The sequence below is a fragment of the uncultured Agitococcus sp. genome (assembly GCF_937920075.1).
Classification (GTDB): Bacteria; Pseudomonadota; Gammaproteobacteria; order Pseudomonadales; family Moraxellaceae; genus Agitococcus.
In genome coordinates, this window is sequence record NZ_CALETI010000318.1 from 1 (window position 1) to 7,657 (window position 7,657).

7 protein-coding genes and 1 tRNA gene are annotated in these 7,657 nt (G+C 37.2%); 3 read left to right on the forward strand and 5 right to left on the reverse strand.

The window, feature by feature from the left end; genetic code table 11:
- A partial coding sequence (locus Q0212_RS11080) for a TonB-dependent receptor (RefSeq protein ID WP_297925434.1) occupies positions 1-689 on the forward strand: 689 nt, incomplete at its 5' end.
- A gap of 25 nt (positions 690-714) precedes the next feature.
- Here Q0212_RS11080 and Q0212_RS11085 read toward each other — a convergent pair.
- The 3 genes from Q0212_RS11085 to Q0212_RS11095 are packed head-to-tail and all read right to left on the reverse strand — an operon-like array spanning position 715 to position 4,051.
- Positions 715-1,506 (reverse strand): citrate/2-methylcitrate synthase, encoded by a 792-nt coding sequence (locus Q0212_RS11085; protein WP_297925436.1) that lies wholly within the window; start codon positions 1,504-1,506, stop codon positions 715-717.
- A complete protein-coding gene (locus tag Q0212_RS11090; protein WP_297925438.1) occupies positions 1,503-2,336 on the reverse strand; it encodes a hypothetical protein in 834 nt (277 codons plus the stop codon). The genes Q0212_RS11085 and Q0212_RS11090 overlap by 4 nt, the downstream gene beginning before the upstream one ends.
- Positions 2,333-4,051, reverse strand: coding sequence for a thiamine pyrophosphate-binding protein (locus tag Q0212_RS11095; protein WP_297925440.1), 1,719 nt, complete (start codon positions 4,049-4,051; stop codon positions 2,333-2,335). The genes Q0212_RS11090 and Q0212_RS11095 overlap by 4 nt, the downstream gene beginning before the upstream one ends.
- 295 nt (positions 4,052-4,346) lie before the next feature.
- Between Q0212_RS11095 and Q0212_RS11100 the strand changes: the two genes are divergently transcribed.
- A tRNA-Ile gene (locus Q0212_RS11100) sits at positions 4,347-4,423 on the forward strand.
- 35 nt (positions 4,424-4,458) lie between these two features.
- Here Q0212_RS11100 and Q0212_RS11105 read toward each other — a convergent pair.
- Together Q0212_RS11105 and Q0212_RS11110 are read right to left on the reverse strand one after the other, a co-directional pair.
- Positions 4,459-5,193 carry a hypothetical protein gene (locus tag Q0212_RS11105; protein WP_297925442.1) on the reverse strand — a complete coding sequence of 245 codons (735 nt, stop codon included), beginning with the start codon at positions 5,191-5,193 and terminating at the stop codon, positions 4,459-4,461.
- 2 nt (positions 5,194-5,195) lie between these two features.
- Positions 5,196-5,795 (reverse strand): hypothetical protein, encoded by a 600-nt coding sequence (locus Q0212_RS11110; protein ID WP_297925444.1) that lies wholly within the window; start codon positions 5,793-5,795, stop codon positions 5,196-5,198.
- A gap of 3 nt (positions 5,796-5,798) precedes the next feature.
- Between Q0212_RS11110 and Q0212_RS11115 the strand changes: the two genes are divergently transcribed.
- Positions 5,799-7,657, forward strand: a 1,859-nt coding sequence (locus Q0212_RS11115; protein WP_297925446.1) for a hypothetical protein, incomplete at its 3' end; no start/stop codon positions are given.

Consider the following 7,657-nt stretch of genomic DNA (forward strand, 5'->3'; position numbering starts at 1 on the left):
CCCCCGACATAACCACTAAATTATTATATGGTAGAGCCTTCCGTGCGCCCTCAATTTCGGAGTTATTTGTTGATAATAATCCTGTTCAAAACGGTAATCCCAATCTAAAGCCTGAGATTATTGATACCTATGAATTAGCTTTTTCTCATCAAGCCTCGGATAAATTACTCTATAACACTAATATTTATTATTACAAAATCAAAGACTACATCACCCTTGTTCCCATCAATGCTTTTGCCAATCAAATGCAAAATAGCGGCAAACGACATGGACATGGTTTGAGTGCGGAAGTTGATTACTCTGTCTTAAAAAACCTACGTTTTGTAGCTAATTATAGTTATCAGCTATCTAAAGATGATGCCACCAAAACTGCATCAGGAGATAATCCTAATCATCAATTGTATTTGCGTAGTGAATGGGAAATAACACCTGCATGGTTACTTAGCCCTCAAATTAATATTATTGGTCAGCAAAAACGTGCTGCTGGTGATACACGTCCTGCTAGTGATTCATATAGCACTGTCGACATTAGCCTTCGTAAAAAGCACTATTCACAGCCCCTATCTTTTGCTTTATCTGTGCATAATTTATTTAATGCTGATGTTAGAGAGCCTAGTCCAGCGGCTGTCGCTAACGATTATCCTATGGCGAAACGTAGCTTTATGGCAGAGGTCAATTATCAGTTCTGAATTAGTAGGAGCTTAGGATATTGTGCTAAATCCACTCTCTTTGTACAACACCATGATACTGCACGCTATCACAACGCATCGGGAAAAAAGCTCCTTCTGGCTTAGTTTGTGCGTCAATATAACAAGGAGCAATCCCTGTAATAAAACATGGGGTTAAAAATAATTGATATTCTTCGGGGGTTAAACCAATATCAGCAACAATAGCGGTATTAATTGCCGAAATATTGATTGATAAGCCTTTCTGCTGTTTCAGATAATGATAAATATCCTTTGCCAATTGCAAATGTTTACCTTTATCTAACCCTAATTTTTGTGCCATGATTAAAGTATGAGGTATCCGCTCATCTAATTTCGCTAAAGGTCTGCCATAACCATAAATTGTTCGACCTAAAGCTAACTCTTGCTCAATAATCGTTTCTAAGGTTTGACCTTGATCTAATGCCTGTTTTGCCCGATAAAAAAAATCTAAAGCGCGTTTTTCGGGACGACGACCATAAATAGATGCTTCACTAATGGCTAAGCCAGCCATAGACGACAAAGAGGCTGTGGTTCTTGCTGTACTACCTAAAGCCGCAACATGATTTGGCCAAATACTTGCGTCAGCATAACTTGAGGCGATCCAAAAATAAGATAACATCTTAACTTGATTATCTGTTAGCTCTCGACCTGTAATGGCATATAAATAGACATAAAACCAATCTTTTTCTCCCAATTGATGATGCAAATCCTTACCATGCAACACTACCCTATCACATAAAAATGCTTTGCCTATTGTGGTTGGCCAATGTTTTTCATACTGCTCTAAAATGTTATTCATAAACCAAATTCCTCAATATTAGGCATGGGAAACTGAGGTGCATTTTTTTGCAAATCAATAAATTGACTGACATAAGGAAATTTTTTCCAACCCAATTGTTGTTGTTCTAAAGCATGTACTGCTGCACCAGATAACCTTAATTGTAAAAATAACATTTCGGCTTGTTCGGCATTTAAACCCAAATCAAGACAAGCAGCAGCAAAGACACCTGTCATTGCCAATGTACCCTGCGCCATTTGTTCGAGTTGTGGCCTATGATTAAATAACCATGCTAACTGGCCATTAGGCATCAAACTGGCTAAATACGCTAAACTTTGCACAATAATCGTTGGGCAAGTCACTCCATGAGGATCAAAACCCGCTACATGTTCCATCGGCTGCCAAATATCAACTTCTTTATTTGCTAATAATTGACTCATGGCTTGCTGGCAACGATTCACATCTTGCTGAGCAAATTGCCATATATTAAGGGCATGAAATACTTCATGTGCGCCACAATATTGCCCTGCACCTACCGCTAATGCCGCCATCAAACAACCTGCCGCAGTACTACCGCCAACCCCACCATTCATAGCTGCACGAACACTGTGGTCTCTTGGTCCTGCATTGGCCACGACTATCGCTAATTTATCCAACAATAAAGCTTGTTGTGCAGTGGGACGTTCACCTTTAAATAATAAATATAGATACTCTATAAAAGAGGCTTTTTTTAATACCTCTCCATAAACATCATAACCATGACAAAGTGCTTGTTTAGTCGCAAAAGGATTATCAGCTTCTGGCTGCTCTTGCCAAATGGCGGTATGCAAAACGGGGGGTTGGCTCATCATACCGCTCCTGTTAACACTTTCATGCGTGCACCCATTGGCGGCACTTCATCACCATCAATCACCACATCTAATAAACAAGGTTTATTTTGTGCCAACAATAGAGGAATATCTAAAGCTATTAGATCATCCATGGTTTCAATACGATATGCTTCTATACCCATTGCTTGTGCCATTAAGGCAAAATTAATTTGAGGTAATTCATGGCCAATCGATTCTCCACCACTCAGCTTTTGACCATGACGCACCATGCCTAAAGAGGAATCATTTAACACCACAAACATCACGCCAAATTGATTTTGTGCAGCAACGGTAATTTCTTGGCCACTCATTAACATACTGCCATCGCCTGTCACACAAACCACGGGTTGTCCTTTTGCGCCTGCAGCCACACCAACAGCCGCACCAATTGCCCATCCCATTGAGGCAAAACCGATACCAATATGAAATAAACTTTTATGGGGATTAAAATTCTGTGGCCGACGGCAATTCCAATAGTGAATCCCCCACAAAAAGCTATTGCCACTGTCAAATAATGCTCTAGTTTCGTCAGGGCAAACATCACTTAAATAAGTCATTAAAGCTTGGGGCTTAACTTTTCCCGTATAATCAAGACATTTTTGTGGATTTTGGATTTTGAGATTACTTGGTAGACCATAAGCATCTTGTTTAATAAACCATTTTCGGCGTGTAGTGTTATTGGCCAATAACTCTTTAAAAGGCCTTAACATTAACTCTAAAGACCCCAAAATACACAATTTAGCCATATAAGAACGACTCAAATGCTCAGGGTTATTAGATAAATGAATTAAACGATTAGACATAATCGCACTGCTATCCCAACCACTGGTGGAGACTTCATCTAGGGCAGTACCAATCACCACAACACGCTCAGCATTTTCGGGTAATAACGCTTCTTTTGCACTTTCATGCCCTGCAAAACCAAATACACCACGATACAAAGGATGATAATTATTAACTAAACCTTTGGCGCGCGGTGTAGTCACAAATAACCAATCTCGTGTTTCAATTAAGGCAATAACGGTATTAATAGCCCCTGCTGCCCCCTCACCAATAACCACTGTCACTTTAGCGGTCATTGCTAACTCTTTTAACACCAATTGCATCGCTTCTTGGCTAGGAATTACTTCATGATTAATAAAAGCACGCATCTGCGAAATAGCTCGCTCTTCGATGCTTGTACGCATCACGTCCAAGGGTATACTCAAATGCACTGGACCTGGTGTATTGCTAATCGCGTAACTCATGGCTTGTAATAATTTGGGTTCTAATTGTGCCGAATGAGAAACTAAGGTATTAAACCGTGTGCAATGATTAAAAATTTCAACAGTATTCACGCCTGTACAAGAACCGTCTTGCAAAGCACCACGGCCAAATTTTTCAATCGATGTTTGTGCAGAAATAACTAATAACGGAATATCGTCGGCATAAGCACAGGCAACCCCTGTTAATAAGTTGGTTGCTCCTGGCCCTGCGGTGGCACAACAGACGCCTACTTTGCCTGTTTCACGGGCATAACCATCAGCCATAAATGCTGCACCTGTCTCATGGCGTGCAACAATCGCTTTTACACCATTTTTGCGCTCACTGCGCGCTAAGGCATTATAAAAAGGCTCTATACTTCCACCTAAGACGCCAAAAACGTATTCGATACCCCAGCGTTGTAAATAGCTGATGATAAGATCTCCGTTTTCCATAATAAATTCCTTTAAAAAACAATTAGTTATGATAAAATTATTTTTATTAAAGCAGGCAGTATATAACGCCTATTTTTATAAAAAATCAACGTTTTTTTAATATAGGAATTTATATATGAAAGTACGAACTGGTACACATTCAGTTAGGAAATGTGGCCATAAAATAATGGTTTGATGAGGTTAAATTTGGTATTAATTAAACGTAAAATAAACACATTGAATTAATTATTAAAAATTATGCTGTAAGTGTGGAAGTTTAAAAAACTTATGCTTATAATGCTGCCCCACCATGAGCGGGTCTGTAGCTCAGTTGGTTAGAGCAGAGGACTCATAATCCTTTGGTCCACGGTTCAAGTCCGTGCAGACCCACCATATAAATCAAAGGCTTACAAAATCGTAAGCCTTTTTTATTTGCGATGTTCTTCATCCCACTTTTTTTGTCTATCTTCGTTAATAAAATCAGGAAACCATTTAACACGCGGAAAAAACAACACTCTCACTAAGGCAACTAACATCCACAAATAACAAGCACTAAAAACAAAGCCACACCACCATGTTACATATTCAAAGTGGGGAGAGACAAATTTAATCCCCCACCATGAAATCACATCGGTTAATGACGCGGCTAACCCCAAAGGAAATATCCATTGATAAATTTTTAAGCGATTGAAATGTAAAGAAAAAGGAATACCAATAATAAAATAACTGGTGGTAAAACCAAATAAATGTGCATGGGTAAACGCAATTAACTTACCCAACCCCATTTGGCCAAAATAAGCTTCGGCACTACCATGTAAACCCATTTGATAATGCGCTTCTAAACCGCCAAAACAAAAAGCAATGCCAAATAAAATCACCGCCATACCAATACCACGTTGTGCAGCAACAGGTAAGTCATGCAAGTCAAAACGCATATCGGTTTCTTTAAAGGGAATCAATAACTTAACTATCAAACAAAAACTAAAAAAGAAGATTAATAAAGCAATAGGAGCACCATATAATAACCAATCAGGTTTGGGTTCTGGCGTATGTACCAGTGCTGCTTCAGGAATGGGCTGATCACTAAAAAAATTAATATCAGGCTCTGCACCCCAAACCCAGCTACTCAACAAACACAAGACTATTGCTATTAATCGCCACATGATTACGCTCCTTTTAAGCGCACATACAATAACACACCTGCATTTTTTACCGCTTGAGTAATCGCCGCATCAAGGTCTTTGGTACTTGGCGCAGGAACGCTTTGTGCCGCCACGCCCACCAATTTTCCATATACTGCACTACTCTTCGCGGCAGGCACTTCTTTGGCATTCATCACTTTAACTTGGGTTATTTTTAGTTGTTTATCGGTTGCCATTAACAAAAAGAAAGTTTTGCCTTGATATTGAGCAGGAAAAATTAACGCTGTACCCGCAGGGCGTTGATTTTCAACAGGAATATAAATAGTGTTTTCATCAGCCGCGCTCAACGTTGCCCCCATTGTTTTGGCAGTGGCAATATCGGCAGGGGTTAAAACTGCATCTTTGGGTAGCCATGAACGAATAGCAGGAAATAAGGCTTGCACTTCTTTAGGAATTAAACTGGCTAAATCTAACCATGTTCCTGCTTTGGCAGGGGTTGAATTTTTGTCGGCAGGATTCGCTTTGGCTTGTGCCTCAACAGCATTTGCAAATTCAATATCTATCGCTGTTGCGTGTGATTTTAGTAATGAATGATTAAATTTTTCTGGTTGATCAACAAACAAAGCATGATCGGCGGATTTAGAAATTTTTTATTTTTATTTATCGCACTTTTTAGTGCAATGAATTTATTTAGTCAAGTGAGTTTAAGCTTGATACCTTCGTATTCAGATGAAAATTGTTTTAATATTTCGGTCGAGAATACTTCCAGTAATGATGTCAATTTAGCTGGTCAAAATTATAGGCTTTATTATGATGCAGGTAATGCGAAGTTTATTGAAAAATCGCTTATATCTTATTTACCTAAAGGTTACACTCCTATAGAAATTGTACAAAATCTAGTCGGAAACGCAAGTGGGTATGGCATGTTACCATTTGAGAATAGTTTGGGTTTTAAACCGTTACTTAAAAATGTATTAGCTATTTTATTTGCTAATGCTGAGACTTTATTGAGGTTATTGGATGATGTACATGTTAAAGCTTGGGGGTTAAGACGTGACCCAATAAGATATAAAGCGATATTGGGTAATGATAAAAATCTATCACCAGACGCGGTTAACAACTATGGTACTACTGGAAATTCTGAAAAACCAATATATCCATGGCCGCATTATTATACTTTAAATTATGATGGTAAAAAGAAATCATATGTTCTCGAATATCCAGGTAATAATTCAGAATTAAGTGTTACGAATGGTGATAATTATACAATTTGGCCTGAAGTTGAATTCATTGAAGAATTCTTGAAAAGTTTATCGAGAACAAAACAGTCTATTGAATCAGATAAAGACCCATTGTCTGAATTGGTGAACCCAGAACAATATGTTAAAAAATATTCACCATTAGCCTTAAATTTCCCAACAAGAGATATCATTTATTCAAGAAAGGAAATTAATAATATTTTATATGAGATTTATGAACGTTCTTATGTAACCTCGGCATATCAAAGATTTACAACACCTGAGGCACAAAATCAGATTCAATCTATAATTGGTAATGGTGAGTATCTTAATATCCAAGCTTCAATTGGTGAAGGTGCACCACAAATTTTCCAATATTTAAAAAACTATGGTATTACGGCGGCTAATATCATTCCAACACTATTTAATATCTCAAATGAAGGTACTGGAGCTAATTGGCAAAAGTACATCAGAGATATTTTTGTAACTGATTATTTAGAACGAGAAACACAAAATAATTTTATTATTCTAGATGAAAGTACGGCAAGTTCTAATGTACTTAATGTTCAACCCCAACCAAAAAATTTCGAAAAGTTTAAAAATTTTATCACAACAGACTATAAAAATTCAATTAACATGTTGGATACATATCCATTTGTTTTAGATGATTGGTATAAAACAAATATGGCAAATGGTAATGGTACAACGTTTGATTTCTTATATAATACTGCTAAAGTATATGATGTTCACGATACAAAAAAAGTAATAACAAACTTCAATGTGTCAACATCGAAAAGAGAAAAAAGACCGTTAACAAGTTTTAATTTATATAACCCAACATTACCAAACCCAACAAATACGTTGTATGGGTTTAAAGATTTCTATGTTAATAGAACATTGGGGGATAATCATAAAAACCAACAAATTACTGAAGGAACTATCGACTATTATGATTATGAAGGTAATTTAAGTAGAATTCAATCTACATCAATTTTAAACACTCCCTATTTTGTAAATTCGATATTACAAGGTGTTAATAATTGGTTAAGTGGTGATACAAATCCATATGTTGCATCATCCTACTTGTTCTTAAACAGTTTACCGTTGGGAACATTAAGGGAGAAGTATAAGACATTTACTTCAGACATGAATACACCGTCTGATTTGGATTATATATTTGCAACATTGAAAAAATATGGTGCTGTTCATAGAATACCATATGCTTGGATTTTAAAATATGGTAGTAT

Bases quoted from the DNA above. Each gene is read 5' to 3' on its own strand.
- Q0212_RS11090 (WP_297925438.1), bottom strand. From the start codon at position 2,336: ATGATGAGCCAACCCCCCGTTTTGCATACCGCCATTTGGCAAGAGCAG.
- Q0212_RS11085 (WP_297925436.1), bottom strand. From the start codon at position 1,506: ATGAATAACATTTTAGAGCAGTATGAAAAACATTGGCCAACCACAATA.
- Q0212_RS11105 (WP_297925442.1), bottom strand. From the start codon at position 5,193: ATGTGGCGATTAATAGCAATAGTCTTGTGTTTGTTGAGTAGCTGGGTT.
- Q0212_RS11095 (WP_297925440.1), bottom strand. From the start codon at position 4,051: ATGGAAAACGGAGATCTTATCATCAGCTATTTACAACGCTGGGGTATC.